The sequence below is a fragment of the Borrelia recurrentis A1 genome (genome assembly GCF_000019705.1).
GTDB classification, from domain to species: Bacteria; Spirochaetota; Spirochaetia; order Borreliales; family Borreliaceae; genus Borrelia; species Borrelia duttonii.
The window spans coordinates 727,514-745,871 of record NC_011244.1 but is presented as its reverse complement, the minus strand read 5'-3'; the positions used below and the strand labels follow the sequence as shown (position 1 = coordinate 745,871).

General features: G+C 28.1%; 16 protein-coding genes. 5 read left to right on the top strand and 11 right to left on the bottom strand.

Features of this window, described 5'->3' with window-relative positions:
• Position 1: 1 nt before the first annotated feature.
• The 3 genes from BRE_RS03475 to BRE_RS03465 are packed head-to-tail and all read right to left on the bottom strand — an operon-like array spanning position 2 to position 3,513.
• Positions 2 to 1,252 (bottom strand): hydroxymethylglutaryl-CoA reductase, degradative, encoded by a 1,251-nt coding sequence (locus BRE_RS03475; protein WP_012539092.1) that lies wholly within the window; start codon positions 1,250 to 1,252, stop codon positions 2 to 4.
• Positions 1,242 to 2,306 carry a type 2 isopentenyl-diphosphate Delta-isomerase gene (gene fni / locus BRE_RS03470; protein ID WP_041178151.1) on the bottom strand — a complete coding sequence of 355 codons (1,065 nt, stop codon included), beginning with the start codon at positions 2,304 to 2,306 and terminating at the stop codon, positions 1,242 to 1,244. Before fni ends, BRE_RS03475 begins: the two co-directional genes overlap by 11 nt.
• The gene (locus BRE_RS03465; RefSeq protein WP_041178150.1) at positions 2,290 to 3,513 is read right to left on the bottom strand and encodes a hydroxymethylglutaryl-CoA synthase; all 1,224 of its coding nucleotides are present in this window, start codon (positions 3,511 to 3,513) and stop codon (positions 2,290 to 2,292) included. The genes fni and BRE_RS03465 overlap by 17 nt, the downstream gene beginning before the upstream one ends.
• A 100-nt stretch (positions 3,514 to 3,613) precedes the next feature.
• On the opposite strand from BRE_RS03465, the gene mnmA reads away from it, so the two are divergent.
• The gene (gene mnmA, locus BRE_RS03460; protein WP_012539089.1) at positions 3,614 to 4,678 is read left to right on the top strand and encodes a tRNA 2-thiouridine(34) synthase MnmA; all 1,065 of its coding nucleotides are present in this window, start codon (positions 3,614 to 3,616) and stop codon (positions 4,676 to 4,678) included.
• Between the two features lie 55 nt (positions 4,679 to 4,733).
• Here the strand turns inward: mnmA and BRE_RS03455 are convergent, their stop codons facing one another.
• The 5 genes from BRE_RS03455 to BRE_RS03435 form a co-directional block, all read right to left on the bottom strand.
• Positions 4,734 to 6,641, bottom strand: a complete 1,908-nt coding sequence (locus BRE_RS03455; RefSeq protein WP_012539088.1) for a methyl-accepting chemotaxis protein — start codon at positions 6,639 to 6,641, stop codon at positions 4,734 to 4,736.
• Positions 6,642 to 6,670: 29 nt separating this feature from the next.
• Positions 6,671 to 8,878, bottom strand: coding sequence for a methyl-accepting chemotaxis protein (locus BRE_RS03450; protein WP_012539087.1), 2,208 nt, complete (start codon positions 8,876 to 8,878; stop codon positions 6,671 to 6,673).
• A 167-nt stretch (positions 8,879 to 9,045) separates the two neighbouring features.
• Complete coding sequence (locus BRE_RS03445; RefSeq protein WP_012539086.1) at positions 9,046 to 9,972, bottom strand: ABC transporter permease; 927 nt, start codon at positions 9,970 to 9,972, stop codon at positions 9,046 to 9,048.
• Entirely contained in the window at positions 9,944 to 11,092 is a 1,149-nt protein-coding gene (locus tag BRE_RS03440) for an ABC transporter permease (RefSeq protein ID WP_012539085.1), read from the bottom strand. The genes BRE_RS03445 and BRE_RS03440 overlap by 29 nt, the downstream gene beginning before the upstream one ends.
• 3 nt (positions 11,093 to 11,095) lie before the next feature.
• Positions 11,096 to 12,679, bottom strand: coding sequence for an ABC transporter ATP-binding protein (locus BRE_RS03435; RefSeq protein ID WP_012539084.1), 1,584 nt, complete (start codon positions 12,677 to 12,679; stop codon positions 11,096 to 11,098).
• A gap of 207 nt (positions 12,680 to 12,886) precedes the next feature.
• On the opposite strand from BRE_RS03435, the gene BRE_RS03430 reads away from it, so the two are divergent.
• From BRE_RS03430 to BRE_RS03415, 4 genes are read left to right on the top strand one after another with little or no spacing between them, the layout of a single operon-like run.
• Positions 12,887 to 13,549 carry an HAD family hydrolase gene (locus BRE_RS03430; RefSeq protein WP_041178149.1) on the top strand — a complete coding sequence of 221 codons (663 nt, stop codon included), beginning with the start codon at positions 12,887 to 12,889 and terminating at the stop codon, positions 13,547 to 13,549.
• A complete protein-coding gene (locus BRE_RS03425; RefSeq protein WP_012538416.1) occupies positions 13,546 to 14,409 on the top strand; it encodes a hypothetical protein in 864 nt (287 codons plus the stop codon). Before BRE_RS03430 ends, BRE_RS03425 begins: the two co-directional genes overlap by 4 nt.
• Positions 14,403 to 15,452 carry a hypothetical protein gene (locus tag BRE_RS03420; protein ID WP_012538415.1) on the top strand — a complete coding sequence of 350 codons (1,050 nt, stop codon included), beginning with the start codon at positions 14,403 to 14,405 and terminating at the stop codon, positions 15,450 to 15,452. The genes BRE_RS03425 and BRE_RS03420 overlap by 7 nt, the downstream gene beginning before the upstream one ends.
• On the top strand, positions 15,449 to 15,964 hold the full coding sequence (locus BRE_RS03415) for a hypothetical protein (RefSeq protein ID WP_012539082.1): 516 nt from the start codon (positions 15,449 to 15,451) through the stop codon (positions 15,962 to 15,964). Before BRE_RS03420 ends, BRE_RS03415 begins: the two co-directional genes overlap by 4 nt.
• Before the next feature lie 12 nt (positions 15,965 to 15,976).
• Here BRE_RS03415 and BRE_RS03410 read toward each other — a convergent pair whose 3' ends face one another.
• Genes BRE_RS03410 through BRE_RS03400 form a run of 3 tightly spaced genes read right to left on the bottom strand, consistent with a single transcriptional unit; the run spans position 15,977 to position 18,357 of the window.
• The gene (locus BRE_RS03410; protein ID WP_012539081.1) at positions 15,977 to 16,417 is read right to left on the bottom strand and encodes a response regulator; all 441 of its coding nucleotides are present in this window, start codon (positions 16,415 to 16,417) and stop codon (positions 15,977 to 15,979) included.
• A gap of 48 nt (positions 16,418 to 16,465) precedes the next feature.
• Complete coding sequence (locus tag BRE_RS03405; RefSeq protein ID WP_012538412.1) at positions 16,466 to 16,951, bottom strand: chemotaxis protein CheX; 486 nt, start codon at positions 16,949 to 16,951, stop codon at positions 16,466 to 16,468.
• 11 nt (positions 16,952 to 16,962) lie between these two features.
• A complete protein-coding gene (locus tag BRE_RS03400) occupies positions 16,963 to 18,357 on the bottom strand; it encodes a CheR family methyltransferase (protein ID WP_041178203.1) in 1,395 nt (464 codons plus the stop codon).
• Position 18,358 lies beyond the last annotated feature (1 nt).

Below are 18,358 nucleotides of genomic sequence, written 5' to 3'. Positions count from 1 at the left end.
ACTAAGCTCTCAAATCATTTAAAAATTTCAATGCAAAATCAATAGAATAAATTCCATTTTCATTCATATTCACTAATATCTTTTCTCTCTCATCACTAGACACATTATAATCTCTTTCAAGAAGATATAAAATCTTATTAACATGCAATCTCATATGTCCCCTTTGAATTCCATCAAAAGCAAGTGCCCTTAAAGCTGCAAAATTGCTTGAAAGTCCAACACAAGCAAGAATCCCCATAAACTCCTTTTTGCAATCAATACCCATAATTTTAAAGCTTAACATAGATGCCTCATGAGAACCAACTGAACCTCCTTTAACTCCAACTTGTAAAGGTAATTCTATTTCTCCCACCAAATTTTCATCAAAAACATAAAATTTACTAAGAGGTAAGTATCTACCACTTCTTGAGGCAAATTTATGTATGCTTGCCTCAAGAGCCCTTGTATCATTAAGTGTAGCGACACATAAACCTGTTATACCATTCATAATACCTTTATTATTAGTAATAGCACGCTCTTCTTCAAAAAATCCTATCTTTGAAATAAGAGAAATATTATGCGCTAAAGTCAAAGATTCTTCATTATTCTTAAGCAAATTATTAATATTTAACTTAAAATTGGCCTTTACCGAAAAATCATTAGAATCATTACTCAAAATTTTCAATACACATTTATACCCAAATTCTAAATTAATATTATGGGCCACTTTTTCAGCCACTGAATTTAATAAATTTGAACCCATAACATCACAAACATCTATGTAAATATTTAATTTTTGAATACCAATCTCTTCAATAAATTTAGTAGAAAGTCTTCTAAAACCTCCACCCCTAAGTTCCATGTTTTTTAAGAGAGATTTAGACCAAAGATCTATTTTTTCATGAAGACCAAGAAGAATATCACTTAAATCTTTATCTGTGCTTATATAAACTTGAGCAATACCTAATACTTCGCCCACAGAATAACTTAAATTTGCAGTTTTAAGAATTTTAGCCGCAAAATTCAATGCAGCAATAACAGATGGTTCTTCCGTAGCAATAGGTACACTATAATATTTATCATTTACTTTTAAATTCTTAACAATACCAACAGGCAAAGATAGATAACCAATATAATTCTCTATCATATGAGACAAAAAATTCTCATCAATAGAATCATAAAAAAAATCATCAAAATTTAATTTTAAAAGATCCTTTATCTCTAGTTTTTTATCTAAAATACTTTTATTTCTAAAATCATCACTAAGTTTCATAACAATCTTTAAAACTCTTAATATTAAGCATCAATGGATAACTTAAAAAATATTTATTTGTTCTAAACTGTGCCAAATTCTGACTATTACTTAAAAGCATAGACATCTTTAAGACATATTCATAGTCTTTAAAAAGTTTATATAAAGCCTCTTCACCTCCCGAATAAAAAACCCTCAAAACAGCCGCTGCAACTCCTACTAATTGAGCCCCAAGAGCAATACCTTTTGCAATATCCATCCCTGTTTCATATCCTCCTGATGCAAAAATCTTATCTTTAAAAGACTCATCAATACTAAGCAATGTCAAAACCGAAGATATGCCCCAATTAGCAAAACAAGATGCAATATCTAAATTTTTTTCTTTAATACCTTCAACTAAAACCCAATTAGTACCACCACTACCAGCAAGATCAACATAAGAAACCCCAAGCTCTAACAAACTAATAACAGAATCAGGCGATATTCCAAAACCGGTTTCTTTAACAATAACTGGCAAATTGGACACAGAACAAAACTTAGCAATTGTGTCCTTAATTCCTTTAAAATTTCTCCCACCTTTAGAATTCATCAATTCCTGACCAGAATTTAAATGCAAAATTACAGCATCAACCTCCAACCTCTTATTCATTTCAATTATTTCATAAACACCAAATTCTCTTAATTGAACAACACCTATATTAGAAAATAAAGGAATATTATCAGCATATTTCTTTAATGAAAAATCTTTAATATACTCAGGATATTTAAATATAAGCTTAAAAGAGCCAAGACCCATCGGAATACCAATATCATTTGCAATCTTAACAAGAGATTTATTCAATTTATTACCTTCTCTCACCCCTCCTGTCATTGATGATATAAAAATAGGCATAGAAATATCATAACCAAATAAACTCTCATGCGTATCTATCTCACAAAAATCAAGCTCACTAAGTGCATCATGTTTTACATTAACAAAATTTAAAAGATTATCACTTTTATTAACATTTTCCCTTTGTAAACAAATTTCAATTTGTTGTCTCTTATTATTTAATATATTAGGCTCGATACCCATAAATTCGATATCCATCTTCCCTAATTTCTTTTAAATAAAAACCTTGTGACTCATGTGGAATAATTTTATTTTCAAAAAAATTTCGATATTCATCAAAATTTGCATTGTGCCTTACTGAAAGTAGTTTATCAATATCCCAAGTCTTAATCACACAATGAGCGTTCTCTTCAACAGTAAGCTCATAAATAACCATAATATTTCCAGACCCATAAGAACAAAAAAGTATACTCTCTCCACTAATATCCTTTTTTTGAAATACTTTCTTTAAATAAGACATTAAAGACAAAAATATTGATCCTGTATATAAATTCCCAACTTCCTTAGAAGCTTCAATAGAATCATAAAAGTCTATTGATTCTAAATAAGCATTTCTCTCAGATTCATCTTCGCTATAATATTTCTTTAAAACATAATGCATAGAATCTATAGGCATTTTTGCAAAAGGAACATGCAAAATAAATCTATACTTAGAAAATAAATCTTTAATACTCATATTTTTCTTATGCGCAAAATCGGCTAAAGCCTCTTCATTTGCCTTATTGTAACAATCAATAGAATAACGCCCCTTCACTTTAGCCTCAAGACTTCCAAATGGCCTAAAGAAATCATCAACATCATCAGTATAAACTCCAAATTCAGACAAATTAATAGATAAAACTTTTGGATTTTTCTCAATTAAAACTGCTGCAGCACCAGCACCTTGAGTAATTTCTGCTGTAGTAAGATTATTATAATGCGCAATATCACTAGAAAATACTATTCCATATTCAGATCCATTTAAATGACTTAAAATACTTGAAGCACTATGCAAAGAAAGTGCAGTCCCTGCACAAGCATGCTGAGCTTGAAAAGTTAAAAAATTATTCTCTAAATTAATCCCAGCCAACTTTAAAGCCCCATAAACATACGATGATATTGATTTTGAATGATCTACTCCCGTTTCAGTTCCACCCAGAAATATTCTCATATTATTTAAATCAAGATCATTATTATCAAAAATCATTTTAACAGCAGCACTTGCCATTGTAACACTGTCTTCATTAGTACCTGTAAACCTAAATGCCTTCTGAAGAGTCCCATCAATGGCTCTATTAAATTTAGCAAAAAAATTTTCATCAGAATTGTACAATGAATTATCTAAAAGAACACAAAAATCTAAACAATTTAAAGGCAAAAAAACTCTAATATCACTAATACCAACTTTCATCAATTGTCCTCCAATTTAAAAAATGATTACCAAGTAATTTATACTATAGATCATAAAAATATCAAAGTTCAATATGATATGCTAAGAGGAGAAATAAATTATGAAAATAGCAATACTTCTATCCGGTGGAGTAGACAGCTCCGTAGCTCTTTATACAATGATACAAAAAGGATATAAGAATATAAAATGTTATTATCTAAAAATTTGGCTTGAGGACGAACTTTCTTATATAGGAGAATGTCCTTGGAAAGAAGATATAACTTACGTAGATTCTGTATGTAAAAAATTCAATGTGCCGTATAAAATTATTAATTTACAAGAAGAATACTACAATAGAGTAGTAACTTATGCCATTGAAGAATTAAAAATGGGAAATACACCAAGCCCAGATATATTTTGTAATCAAAGAATTAAATTTGGTGCATTTTTTGAAAAAATAAATGAAAAATATGATTTAATTGTAACAGGCCACTATGCCAAAATAGAAAATAAAAATAATTCCTATACATTAAAACAAGCAAAAGACAAAATAAAAGATCAAAGTTACTTTCTCTCTCATCTCTCTAAAAAACAAATATCCAAATTACATTTTCCATTGGGTGATTTATTAAAAAGTGAAATAAGACAAATAGCACATGAAATAGATTTGCCAAATAAAAATAGAAAAGATAGCCAGGGAATTTGTTTCCTTGGAAAAATTAAATATAACGAATTTATAAAATATCATTTAGGAGAACTTAAAGGTAATATAATTGAACAAGAGACTGGAAAAATACTTGGAACACATAATGGATATTGGTTTTTCACAATTGGACAAAGAAAAGGTATTAAACTTAGTCACGGACCATGGTTTGTAACAGAAAAAGATATCCAAAATAATATCATTTATATTTCAAACAGTACAAATTATCTCAAACAAGGTAAAGAACAATTTTTAGTTCACAAAACAAATTGGATCAATAAACCACTAAAAAATAACAACTTAAGCGCCAAAATAAGACATGGAGAAAAAAAAATAAAATGCAAAATAGAAACGCTAAAAGATGAAATTATAAGGGTTAACCTAGAAGAAAAAGACTATGGAATTTCACCAGGCCAATTTTGTATCTTTTATAAAGAAGATGAATGCCTTGGTGGAGCCAAAATCCTTAAAACATTAATATAGAAAGATATATTTTAATATCAAATTAAACCTATAGTAATCATTTATTTCTATAGGTTTATTGATCAATCTTAAAATAATCAACAGAATCTTTTAAATGTTTAACACTCTCTAACATTCTTTCCGACATTGCTGAAAGATTTTCACTACTTGATGCTGTTGTTTGAATCAATTGACTAACTTGTTCTATTGCATTTTTAAATTGTACAATTTGATTACTCTGATTAGAACTTTCACGAGTAATATTTTTAACAAGCCCAGCAGTTTCTTCCATTCCAGGAACGATTTGCTTAAAGTTATTACCTGCTTTACTTGCAATAGTTAAACTCTTATTTGCAATATCAATAATTTCTCTAGCAGACTCCTTACTTTGATCAGCAAGCTTTCTTACTTCAGCAGCAACAACTTCAAATCCCTTACCCTTATCTCCAACTCTAGCGGCTTCAATAGAAGCATTTAAAGCAAGTAAATTAGTTTGTCTTGTTATCTCATCAATAATACTTATTTTATCTGTAATAATTTCCATAGCTTGAATGACTTTAGTAACAGACTGATATCCTTCCTTAGTTTTCTCATTAGTATTAACAGCAATACTCTCGGTAGTAGATGCATTATAGGTATTCTCAGTAACACCTTGCGATATTTGTTCAATATTTGCTGTCATTTCCTCCAATGTAGAAGCTTGTTCAACCGCACCAGAACTTAAATTCTGACTTGCATTCGCTATTTGAATTGCATTTTCATAAAGATAATCAAGATTTTCATTAATTATTTTAGCAATAGACGAAAAATTCTCTCTCAAAAGTCCCAAATCATCATATAATTCATGAATTTCTTCAGTATCCCACCTTAAAGAATGACTTGTAATTGTAAAATCTCCAGAAGCAAGTTTTTCAGAATAACTTAAAATTCCATTTAAAGCAGAACTAAGCCTACCTACAAGATAAATAGTAACAAAACCAAGAACAATTAAAGTAATTACAAAGCCTATACTCAAAATGAAAGTAGTAAGCTTAGACATATAATAAAAATCTCCCCTATTAGCTCTCAAATATACTATAAATGAAACACCAGACAATTTACATTTTATCCTTTGAGCAAATCCAATATACTCGTCGTTAAGAGGATCAACATAACGACCAAAACTAATTTCTTTATTTTTTTGTATTAAATCTTCATAACAATTCTTAAATACACGCTCATAATAAGTATTAGACTTCACAAAATTATTACCAGGAGACCACTTATGATGAATAAGAAACGAACCTGTCTCATCAAATACCATAGCACGACCACTATTTAATGTTCCAAAACGAATATCTTTAAACGAATTATAGAGATAATCAAAAGCATAAAAGATCATAAAATATCCAAAAATATCATTGGTAACATCATCTCTTAAAGGAACACCTATCAATAAATAAGGAATTTGTCCTGATTCATTTTTCATTTGAGAAATATCTTTCATTAAAACTTCTTCAATCGAGCCAGAATCCGCCAATAAAACAGAAGAATTATACATATAACTAGCAGTTTGCAATTTAATAAAATATTCTTTATCTGCAACAGAAACACCATAATCACTATTATCTTTAACAGCAGTAGTAAATATTATTTTACCTAACTTATCGGTTATCATTAAGTTACTACCCCTACCTGTTTTACCTAAAATCTCAATTTGATCTAAAATAGCCTCTATTCTTTTAGGTTTACTTCTAGCAATAGATTCAAACCTTTCTACAGAATCCAAATACATCGAATTAACTTTTACCCGTTCCTCCATTGAATACAAATAACTAGTTAGTGAATTTTTAACATTGCCAATAAGATTTTGCATAAGATCCAATTGTTGCGCTACCAAACTTGAATTAATTAACATTCCAAATCCAATAAATAATACAGAAATAAAAATTGATATAAGCATACTAACAATAAGTAATATCCTAACTCTTAGCTTCAGTTTCATATAACAACTACCCCTTATAAAAATAAGTTTTAAAAATCTGAAAAATCATCATCAAAATCTAAATCCTTATCAATAACATCAATAGCTTTCTTAGGATCTACCCTTTTATTAATAGACTTATAATTCATACTTAAATCATCACGCACACCATTTGCTTTATTGCCTATAACTGAACTAGTCTTAACATTTATAGGAGCAAAATTTTCATTCATCAAATCATCAACTTCAAATTTACCAGAATCATCAGTTTTGAAAAAAGATATTACTTCTCTAAGTTCTTTAGCTTTCTCAAGCATCCTATCAGCCATACTTGAAAGCTCCTCACTGCTTGATGCAGAAGCTTGTACTACCTCACCAACCTGATCAAGAGCCACCCTAAACTGCATAATTTGTTCATTCTGTTTATAACTGCCTTCAGAAATTTTCTTCACAAGATCAGTAGTTTTTTCTATATCAGGCAACATATCTCGAAATATCATCCCCGCCTCCGTTGCTAGTCTAGAATTTTCTTCAACTAATTCACTAATTTCAAGAGCAGATTCTTTACTAAGATCAGCAAGCTTTCTAATCTCACTTGCTACAACAGCAAATCCTTTACCTTCTTCTCCAGCCCTTGCAGCCTCAATTGCTGCATTTAAAGCAAGCAAGTTAGTCTTTCTAGCTATCTCTTCAATAACACTAACCTTCTCAACAATAGATTGCATAGCCACAACAGATTCTTCAACAGCCTCACCACCTACGTGGGCATTTTGATTAGTAACTAAAGCTATTCTTTCTGTCTCTTGGGAACTATCAGCGCTCATCTTAACCCCATCTGATATTTGTTCTATATTAGCTGACATCTCTTCAAGTGTTGAAGCTTGTTGCAATGCACTAGAACTTAAACCTTGACTTGAATTTGCAACTTCAATACTTACCTTATTAACATAATCAATATTTTTAAGAACACTTGTAATAGCATCTGCAATAGCATTTTTCATTTTGATAATTTGCACACCCAACAAACTAAGTTCATCATAATATCCATCATCAGCAATAATACAAGTTTTATCTAAATTTCCTTTAAGCATTCTTTTTACTAAATTAATAAACACATTTAATCTAAAAACAATAATTGACTCTATTTTTACCGAAAGAATGATAATCAATATAATAAGTCCTAAAATAGAACACGCAATAAATTTAAAGGCCAAACTGTTAACAACACCGTAAATATCTTCATAAGGAATTCTAGCAAGAAGAACCCCACTATTAGTTCCAAGTTCACTGCTAATAGGTAAAATAGCATAATAATTATACAATCCCATCTCTGGCAAAAAAGCTCTTTGAATTTCATAAACTGATGTTTCAGTCGCAACTTCGGATTTTCTAGGGGGATGAGCTAACGTACTCTTTAAAAGACTAATGAAAGAATCACTAACTTTAAAACCCTCATCATACTCTATTAGAGAATTCACAAGGTAATTTTGTGAATCAAAATAAGCTAAATTTCCTCTATTATAAAATCCAAACCTAGATCTATCTAATTGCTCTCTTATACAATCATCAAGTAAATAACCTACTAAATAGCCAAGAAACACCTTATCTTCTGCCGAATGTACAGGAACAACTATAGCAGAAGCCTTTTTATCCTTATAGTAAGACCTAACAGCAACTTCTCCTGCTATACCCTCATTAAGAGAAGTATACCAACCAACAAAATCTAATTTATCTTTATTATAACCTTCAACAGCTCTTTTAAAATACTCTGTATGTGACTCAGATTGTGCAAAATCTGAATTATTCTCATATCTTGTAGTGACAATTATATTACCTTCGAAATCAAGAAATGCAAAATCTTCATAAAAAGTATCAAGTTTTAAATCCCATAATATATTGTATAAACGACTACGATATTTTTTATCAAACTTTACAGTATCAAGAACTATTTTAGAATTTTTTCTAAACCTATCTATTTCCATCTCTGAAAACATACGTCCACCATTCTTAACCACTGAATATTCATCCATAGTCTCAAGAGCCAAATTAGAACTAGCACCATCAATTATAATATAAAATGTATCTAATAAAGATTGTACAGAAAAAGCAGCTCGTCTTACTTGAGCTCTTGTTAATTGCTTATAATAACGTTCTAAATAATTACCCAAAATAAACTTAAAAATCAAAGAAAAAAACAATATTACCAACAACAAGCATAAGAATAAATATCCAACAAATTTGTACTTAACTTTTAACATAAAACTACCTCGTAAATTAATCCTTCAATCAATTAATTTAACAAACAACAAACTTACAAATATAAGAATAAATAGACACTCCTAATATACTCTATATCAAAAAACATAATTCATAAACAAATCTTACACCAATTCCAACTGTATATTAAAAAAAATCAGAATAAAAATCAATCTTCTCGACAAGGTAAACCCAGAGCTTGAGGAGCATAATTATTGTTTGCAAAAAACACAAGACTTAAAATTACAACAATATATGGTAAAATAATTAATATTTTAAGAGGAATAACTACAGAAAAAAAAGAAATTTGAGATGTCATAACAACTAGAGTCCTTATAAAAGAAAATAAAAAACTACCCATTAAAATTCCAAAAGGTTGCCAATTTCCAAAAATCACCATAACAATAGCAATAAAACCTTGCCCACCAACAATTCCCTGCATATAACTTGAAGCAATGACAGTCGATAGAACTGCCCCAGCAACCCCTGCAAATAAACCACTAAATAAAACACAAAAAAATCTAATCATAACAACATTAACTCCAAGAGATTTTAAAACCTCTGGAGCCTCACCACTAGCCTTAATTCTAAGTCCAATCTTAGTATACTTAAACATCATATAAAAAACAATGACACACATTATTGCAATATAGAGTGAATATCTTTTTCCAAAAATTTGAAATATAATAGACTTCTTATCCAAAACCCCATCAAAAAGTATAGGTAACTTAACATCTATTGGAGGGGTTGATGAAGAACCAAAAATCAAAGTACCAAATAACATAGCAATAGACGGCCCTAAAAAGTTAATAGCCATTCCAGTCATTACCTGATCTGATTTAAGAAAAATAGTGAAAATAGCATGTAAAAGTGAAAGAAGGAGACCTGATAAACCTCCAGCAAAAATTGCAAATAAAGGACTACCATAACAATATGCAATTGTAGCACCAACAAATGCACCAAGGGCCATTGTACCCTCAATGCCAACATTAATTACTCCGCTTTTCTCACTTATAAGTCCACCAAGCCCAGCCAAAATCAAAGTCTGAGAATTCACAAGAGTTTCACTAATTAGAAATATTAGTGCGTTTAACACCTTTAATTGCCTCCAAAAATATCTTTCTTAAAAAATGACTAGCAGAAATCACAATCACCACTATCCCTATCATTAAAGATACAATTGAAGAAGAAAGACCCATTAAACTTTGAACTCTGCTACTACCATAAATTAAAATTGAGAATAAAATACTTGAAAAGATTATCCCTATTGGAGAATTATTACCTATTAAAGCAACGGCTATACCATTAAAACCAGTTCCCTCCATATAAGAAAGTTTAAATATTCCCTTATTTACACCCATAACTTGTATAGCACCTGCAAGACCAGAAAGAGCACCTGCAAGAAACATAACAAACATCAAAACCTTCTTAATATCAATTCCCACACGATAAGACGCCAAAATATTACATCCTATAGAACTTATTTTAAATCCAAGCATCGTTCTATTCAATAAAACCCATATTAAAATAGCAACAACAATGCCAATAATTATTCCAAAATTAAGAGGTGCTTTTAACAAATCATTAATAAATGGATGTTCTCCTCTATAAGCAAGTCCTTCAGATGAAAATTTCCAAGAACCAAAAAAGTCAATAAAAGCGCTTTCTCGAATTGACTTGGATAAATCACTATCACCTTTTTTAATAACGGGTAAATCTATAATTAGATTATTTATATGAAATAAAATCCAATTAAACATTATTCCTGTAATCACTTCATTTATATTAAACTTAATTTTCAAATACCCAATTAAAACACCCAAAATTCCCGATACTAAGGATGCAAAAAATAAAACAACAATCACATGTAATAAAGGAAAAAACTCAAAAAAAATTCCACCTATTAAAGCTGCAATTGAACCAAGCATAAATTGACCCTCAACACCAATATTAAAAAGTCCAACTTTTAATGCAATGCCAATTGAAAGTCCCGTAAAAATTAAAGGCGTAGCATAACTTATAATATATCCTAAATGTTTGGGAGATAAAAAAATAACCTCTATTATTATAAAATACATTTTCAAAGGAGAATATCCAAGAACGAACACTACTAAACCAACAATTACAATTCCTAAAAAAAATGAAAAAAAATTAATAAACATTGGAGAACTTATAAATGTGATAATGACTTCTCTAAATCTAGAATTATTAATCATAATTTAACCTGTACCCATCATCATTTTACTAATAATATTTGCATCAAAATTATCTTCCAAAACACCTATAATTTTACCATCACACATTACAGCTATTCTATCACAAACACGAATAAGTTCATCAAGTTCAAGAGATACAAGAAGAACAGTCATTCCTGCATTCCTTTGTTCAATAATTTTTTCATAAATATTTTCAATCGCACCTATATCAAGTCCTCTTGTCGGTTGCACTGCTAATAGAATCTCGGGTTTCAAATTAATCTCACGTGCAATAATTACTTTTTGTTGATTACCTCCAGATAGATTTTTAACTTTACGCAAGATATCTCTTGGCCTAATATCAAATGTAATCACAAGTTGTTCGCTTATTTTCTTAAGAACAGAAAAATTAAAATTAACAAATTGCTTCTTTAGAGTATTTAAAAATTTAAACTTTATTTTACCACTTTCTATATCATTACCTTTCATTTTTAAATATTTAACATCATCAAAACTCTTAATAGCAATATTTTGTAAAATATTAAAATCTAAAATAAGTCCGTGTTTTTGCCTATCAGATGGAATATGACCTATTTTTTTATCTATTATTTGTTTAACAGTAAGACCTTTTATTGATTCAAATTTATCATCAACTTTCTTAATTATATCTCCACTAAAAATAGATCTAACGCCAATAATAGCATCAATTAACTCTTCTTGACCACTTCCTTCAACCCCAGCTATCCCAAAAATCTCACCCTCTCTAAGGTCAAAACTAATATTTTTAACTCTTAAAACACCTCGCTCATCTTTAACTTTTAAATTTTTAATTTCAAGAACATTTGTATAATTAATACTCTGTTTCCTAGACATATCAAGAAAGGTATTTTTACCTATCATCAATTTAGTAAATATTACCTCACTAGTAGTAGCAACATCAAAAGTTCTAACAACTCTCCCAAGACTCATAACTGTACATCTTTGTGCGACAGATTTTATTTCCTTTATTTTATGTGTAATAAGTATTACAGTATATCCTTCAATAGCCAATATCTTTAACACATTCATAAATTCATTTATTTCATTAGGAGTAAGTACTGCCGTAGGTTCGTCAAAAATAATAATATCTGCATTTCTATAGAGAACTTTGAGTATTTCTATTTTTTGTCTCATTCCAATGCTTAAATCTTCAACAGGCTTATCAATATCTATTTTTAAACCATGTTTTTCAGAAAGTTGAATTATTTTTTTTCTTACACGATCATAATTAACAAACCCAAATTTTGAATCTTCATATCCTAAAATAATATTTTGAACTGCCGTAAATTTAGGAATTAGCATAAAATGTTGAAACACCATACCAATACCACTACGAATAGACTCACTTGAATCTTTCAATTTAAGTTCACGCCCTCTTAAAAAAATTTGTCCGCCATCAGGTCTGTGAATTCCATAAATAATTTTCATTAAAGTGGTCTTGCCAGCACCATTCTCACCAAGAATTGCATGTATCTCTCCCTTTTTAAAATTGATACAAACATTATCATTAGCAACAAAGTCGCCATACCGTTTAGTAACTTTATCTAAAACCAATATATTTTGCATCAAAGATAACCTAAATTTTAAAGAAATTAAATAACATTATTTACACCCTAGCCAGACATAATAAAACTAAAAACAAATATTTTCAAGGAATCTTTAGAAAAAAAACAAAAATAATGTAGAATATTATAAATACTATAATAAAATAAACAAAAAATAGAAATAATGATAAAATGAAGCAAATGATATATGACTTTCAAGGGGATTTACAATATGAAAATCAAAGCTTGCATTTTTGACATGGATGGAACTTTAATAAACAGCATTATGGATATTGCATCATCAATGAACTTTGCTTTAAAAAAATTAGGATATAGAGAAATTAAAACAGAAGAATTTAATACTCTAGTTGGAAAAGGATATTCAAAATTAATAGAAAACACCCTAAAACATCTAAATATAGATCTAAATGACAAGCACCTTAATGACAATCTTTATCAAGAATTTGTAAAAACATACAATCAAAATTTATATTTTCACACAAAAACATATGATGGAATACCAGAACTTTTGAAAAAACTAAACTCACTTAAAATCCCTATTGGAATTTTAAGTAATAAAAACCATGAAGAATTACTAATAATCACAAAAGACATATTTAAAGATATCAAATTTTTTGAAGTCAGAGGTTACTCATCAAAATTCGAAGCAAAACCAGATCCTGAAAATGCCCTTGATATGATTATAGAACTCAATCTTATGCCACAAGAAATAGCATATATTGGTGATAGTGATGTTGATATGTTAACTGCTCAAAATGCTGGTTTTTTGCCCATAGGAGTCTCATGGGGATTTAGAACAATACAGGAATTAAAAGAAAACGGAGCAAAATACATATTAAATAATCCATTTGAACTCTTAGACATACTCAAATGAACCTAAAAATATATTTTCCACATCTTTACCACTACTTATTTAATCATGAAAGTATAAAAGGATTGTCAGTTTTTGAAAAAGAAGTTGAAATAATCAAATACATAGAAGATAATAAAAAAACCATTTCAACATTTATAAATGAAAATTTTAAATTTGACACAGATTCACTAATTCAATACGTTAAGGAAAAAACAAACATAATAATTAGTCCTATTATCTTATCAAATATTGAATCTATTGATCTAAATATTGTAAAAGATCTTTTTAATAAAAAATTTAATAAAAATAATCTTGAATTAATATTTAACTCCATTAAAACAAATCCTTATTTAAGAAAAGAATTCCTATATAATTTTAATATCATAAGTAGTGGATATATAACATTCTATATAAATAAACTTTTTGAAGATAAAAATTCTTACACAATATACTTAATCAAAAAAGAAAGTAATATTTTTGATTCTTCTAAAATTATAAAAAACTATATTAAAATTTTATTATTATTAAGAATCCTAATAATTAAATTTTATTTAGAAAAAGAAATAAAGTTAGTTCCTCAAAATATTGAAAATATATCACAATTAGTGAGCAAAGAAATAGAATTTTTAGACAATAACACAGTAAAGATAATAACTCAAAGTCTATTTAAATATGAACACTTAAGCAATATGTCTCCAATTGCAACATTAATATCAATCTTTTCAAATAGAACTAAAATTCCAAATATCAAAAATAACAGAACAAAAGGATTTATTGGATACGATGAGAGTTGGTTTTCAATAAAACAATCAAATTCAAAAGACTACGATCCAAGAATTATTAAAGAACTCTTAGAAATAGCTAGGAAAAACAAATGGTAAAAATATTTTCAAATTTTTTTAAAGCAATTTTAATAGCATCAATATTTACATTTTTGATGGAAGAATTATCAATAATACTTTTTTTGCCATATAAAATTCGATTTGCTTTAATATTCATTGGATTTTTATTTGACATAATATTAATTCTTATTTTCTTATACAAAATTTTAAAGGCATTTTTTTTAAAAAAATCACAAATATACATAAGAAATAATCTATTCTTCGACTTAATACATTGTCTAGTTCCTTTAATATTTTATAGTTCCCATCAAATGCAAAATATACTAAATCCGCAAGAAATAATCTTAACTCCAATAATACTCTCACTCTTTAAATTAAGATTCTTAAGACTTCTTAGATTTAACGACTTAATGATTGAAATCTATTATAATCCAAAAGAAAAAAATTTAATTTTAATTGCATTTGCCAGAACATTTTCAATAAGTTCACTGGTTCCATTTATATTTTTTATCATATTCTCAAGTTCAGGTTTTGCAAATACAATCCCCGAAAAACAAGAGTTCAATATAATAAAAAATATTTCTATCACAACTGAAAAAAATTATATTAAAGAAAAATATCCTTTCATACTTATAATTAAGGACAAAGAACAAACTATATATTCTAAATCCGATGATATATTTTTTTATTATAGTCCTAGTGAATATAAAATTATTGAAATAGACAAAACAAAATTCTATATAGATAAATATTTACAAAGAAAAAATGACTCTGTAATAGGAATATTTTTATTTACCCTTTTCATATCATTTGCAATATTTTTAACAAATTTTTATAAATTTTTTAAAGCAAGTTTTCTAAACCCAATTATATTAATGCACAAAGTTTTACAAGACCCATTTGAATATAGAAAAATTCAAATTCCATTTCATTTTAGTGAAGAAAAAGTATATGAAATGGCAAAAACATTTAACAATGTTTTATTAAAAAATAAATTAAATACAAAAAGAAAAAGCAAACTTCCACTAGAAATTGAGCAACTAAAGAAAATAATAAATAGTAACAATAAGGAAAACATATGATCAAAAAAATATTGCTGTTTTTAATAATTAATACATCAATTCATTCAAGATTAATAACACCTTCAATAGAAAAACGATCATCAGAATCCATAAAAAAATATTCTGCTTTTAACTTATTAATAGAAGAAGAATATTATATTCAATATCCAAAAAGTACACATGAAATACAAATATATGAATTAACAGAAAATTTCATAAAAAGTATTCTAAAAAATAAAATCGATGACTCAAAAATCACTCCAACATATAGAGAAACTAACAAATACTTACTTCAAAGTGAAATCATTGACAAAGATTTTACAAAATACAAAATATTTAAAATTAAAACTATAGACTCAATTTTTAAAAGCTCAGCATTAATATACACCACAAAAGGATTTTACAAGCTAGAACTATACATAAGTGATAATAAAGACAAATTAGAAATTTTCAACCTCAATCCATCATACTTCACAAAAAATCCAAACGAAATAACTAATGAAATGATTTTTTATAATAACAATAATAAATAATCAACATTAATTTCATTTGACAAATACAGACATAACTCTTTGAAGAACCTTGGCTCTATCAAGAGGTTTTACAATAAACGTCTTTGCACCCTTAATCAAACATTCCTTAACCAACTGCTCTTTCCCCAAAGCAGAAATCATTATTACTTTAGCATTTTTATCAAATTCAATAATATTATCAAGACATGTCATTCCATCCATTCTGGGCATAGTAATATCAAGAGTAACAATATCGACATTAGGATAATGATTTTTATACTTAACCACAGCTTCTTCACCATCAGCAGCAGTGTCAATAACGTTAAATCCTTCAGAAGTAAAAATTTGAGTAAGTTGCTTTACAGTAAAAACCGAATCATCCACAATCAAAACATTAAAAGGAACCCCTGTATCATAATTAATACCTCTTGGTTTATTTGAAGCATCCATAGCAATTGTAGTTTTTTGGATCATATTAAACCCTCTTTTCTAATAATAAGCACTCTCAATTTCATAATAATATCAAACCCTCTCCCTTATTGCAATATTAACTTCAATAATTTTATTATCTGGCAAAGTAAAAGGTACTATTAATGCTTCAGACCCTTTATTACTTATCTTCATATTCTCCCCATAAATAAAAGCTGGAGGCGTTATGTCAAACACAAAACCCTTAGAATGTAGAGTAGTAACAAAATTACCAGCAATAATATTACCAACTTCTGTAAGAGTTGCTGCTACCATTTCCTTGGTCTCCTCATCATCAAAATCAACATACTCTTCAAAATTTAATTTAGATGCAACAAAAAGTGCAGTATCAATATCCATGTCAATAATAATACTTCCTTCAACAGAACCTGCAAGCCCTACAATAACAGAAACTCCCTTTATCTTTTGATTTATTGATTTAAGCCCAGGACTGCCCATTTGAATATCATCGACAAGCAACATATCTCTTAAAACTGAAGAAGCAGCATCTAAAAATGGCTCTATATAATCTATCCTCATTAATTTCTCCTTTAAATCCTTTTATATAGGTTAAAATATTTTACAGACTTATCTTTTATAAAAAGATCATTATTCTTAAGTTCTTCATTATCTCCCAAAATCAAAAGAGCACCTCTAACAGATTTTTCTGCAATTGCATTCAGAATTAAAACTTGACCATCATCATTCAAGAAACATAAAATATCTCTTAAAAACACAATTCCCAAATTTTCTGGAAATTCTGATAAAATGGCATCTGAATATTCAAATAAAATACTATTCATAATCTCTGGCTTAAATTTATAAACTCCTGAAGCTTGCTCAAAGGAATTTTTTCGATAAATTTCACTCAAATTAATCTCAGATTCTAAGAAAACCAGATTAGAAGTACCTATAACTTTATTAAAATCATTATCAATAGCCGTTACTTTAAAAGGATTTTTATAAGACTCATATAAAACATTCACGAAAGATATTGTCTCTTTTCCTTCACCACAGCCAATTTCAAAAACATTTAAAATAGTACCAATATCACTCATATTATTAACGTGCCGTTGAACAATTTCCTCCTGAAATTCCTTTAAGTACTGCTCATTCCATAATTGACTCGATGATTTTGAATAAAATTCACTTAAGAAGTTATCATAAGCTAAATCATTAATATTTGCAATATCTAATTTAACTCCTATCTTCTTTAAAAAATCGTCACTTACCAAGGATGAATTAAAAGAATATTTAAAAAGATTTTCCTTAATCACCCTTAAATCATCTAAATTATCCTTAGAAGATAACACATGATTACTAGCAGATGCTTCTGATAACTCCAAAGAATTATTATCAAAAGATATCGACTGCTCTTCATGCTCAGAAGTACCTATCTTATCACCTGTATTTTTACTCTCTTCCAATAAAACTTCTTTTTCTTCTATATCATTATCATAATTGAAAATTTTACCAACATCAAGAACAATGTACAATTTTGAACCATATTCAACTACACCCCTCATGTAATGTATCAATGTTTCCTGAAATAAAATAGGATGAGGATTCTGAATCAAAGAAGAATCAATTGAAAAAACATTATTAACCTTATCAACAATAACTCCTATTAATAGATCGTTATTTCTAAGCACCATAACATCTTCAAAGTCTTTTTTAATGACTTTTAAATTAAACATTATCCTCAAATCAATAATAGAAATTATTTCCCCTCTTAAATTGTCAAGCCCAACCACATATTTTTTAGCATTAGGAACATATGTAAAATTATTAGACTTTCTAATCTCTTTAACTTGCATGATATCTACCAAATAACTATCATCTCCAATATTAAAAGATACAACTTTAAAATCTAAATTAACAGAATCTTTTTCTTTAAGATGACTACCAATATTATGTTCATCTAAATATATCTCTTTTATTTCCATC

Excerpts from the sequence above, each read along its gene's own strand:
- BRE_RS03475 (WP_012539092.1), bottom strand. The coding sequence starts at position 1,252 with ATGAAACTTAGTGATGATTTTAGAAATAAAAGTATTTTAGATAAAAAA.
- fni (WP_041178151.1), bottom strand. The coding sequence starts at position 2,306 with ATGGGTATCGAGCCTAATATATTAAATAATAAGAGACAACAAATTGAA.
- BRE_RS03465 (WP_041178150.1), bottom strand. The coding sequence starts at position 3,513 with ATGAAAGTTGGTATTAGTGATATTAGAGTTTTTTTGCCTTTAAATTGT.
- mnmA (WP_012539089.1), top strand. The coding sequence starts at position 3,614 with ATGAAAATAGCAATACTTCTATCCGGTGGAGTAGACAGCTCCGTAGCT.
- BRE_RS03455 (WP_012539088.1), bottom strand. The coding sequence starts at position 6,641 with ATGAAACTGAAGCTAAGAGTTAGGATATTACTTATTGTTAGTATGCTT.
- BRE_RS03450 (WP_012539087.1), bottom strand. The coding sequence starts at position 8,878 with ATGTTAAAAGTTAAGTACAAATTTGTTGGATATTTATTCTTATGCTTG.
- BRE_RS03440 (WP_012539085.1), bottom strand. The coding sequence starts at position 11,092 with ATGATTAATAATTCTAGATTTAGAGAAGTCATTATCACATTTATAAGT.
- BRE_RS03430 (WP_041178149.1), top strand. The coding sequence starts at position 12,887 with ATGAAAATCAAAGCTTGCATTTTTGACATGGATGGAACTTTAATAAAC.
- BRE_RS03425 (WP_012538416.1), top strand. The coding sequence starts at position 13,546 with ATGAACCTAAAAATATATTTTCCACATCTTTACCACTACTTATTTAAT.
- BRE_RS03420 (WP_012538415.1), top strand. The coding sequence starts at position 14,403 with ATGGTAAAAATATTTTCAAATTTTTTTAAAGCAATTTTAATAGCATCA.
- BRE_RS03415 (WP_012539082.1), top strand. The coding sequence starts at position 15,449 with ATGATCAAAAAAATATTGCTGTTTTTAATAATTAATACATCAATTCAT.
- BRE_RS03410 (WP_012539081.1), bottom strand. The coding sequence starts at position 16,417 with ATGATCCAAAAAACTACAATTGCTATGGATGCTTCAAATAAACCAAGA.
- BRE_RS03405 (WP_012538412.1), bottom strand. The coding sequence starts at position 16,951 with ATGAGGATAGATTATATAGAGCCATTTTTAGATGCTGCTTCTTCAGTT.
- BRE_RS03400 (WP_041178203.1), bottom strand. The coding sequence starts at position 18,357 with ATGGAAATAAAAGAGATATATTTAGATGAACATAATATTGGTAGTCAT.